The sequence below is a fragment of the Staphylococcus sp. HMSC077D08 genome, from assembly GCF_001837945.1.
Lineage (GTDB): Bacteria > Bacillota > Bacilli > Staphylococcales > Staphylococcaceae > Staphylococcus > Staphylococcus epidermidis.
Genome location: NZ_KV834823.1, coordinates 1 through 501 on the forward strand (window position 1 = coordinate 1; position 501 = coordinate 501).

Consider the following 501-nt stretch of genomic DNA (forward strand, 5'->3'; position numbering starts at 1 on the left):
ATATATATTCCCATTGTTGAATTATTTGACGAGACAAGTTTTGATTGAGATTGATAAAGATCAATTAGGTAATATAAGGAAAATTCATATAAGTGAAAATAAAAATAATGCATTGGGGAGTATAGGAACAAGTATAGGTGTCTTATTTGGTATTCTATCAAAGCCCATTTTAGATTATATGAATTTTACTACCAACTTATTACTAAATATTATTTTAGTATTAATAGCAATAATTCCATTAATTACTTTAAAAGAAATTGTTAATAGAAAAAAGAAGAAAAAACTTAAAATACGTATGAGTAAAAATAAGATGAGTGCCTTTGTCTGGCCAAACGTTAAAGAGTTATTTAAAAACATTATAATAAATATTATTTTGAGTTTTATAATAATAGCATTAGTATTCGGTTTTATAATACGAAATCAATCAAATTATATATATATACTTGGCATTATGCTAGTACTATCATTTATCTTATTTCAAAATGTGTTGTTATACGCTCA

The 501-nt window shown here is 23.4% G+C and carries 1 protein-coding gene; it reads left to right on the forward strand.

The window, feature by feature from the left end; translation table 11 throughout:
- Positions 1–40 precede the first annotated feature (40 nt).
- Positions 41–501, forward strand: a 461-nt coding sequence (locus HMPREF2663_RS10200; RefSeq protein WP_070846373.1) for a DUF443 family protein, incomplete at its 3' end; no start/stop codon positions are given.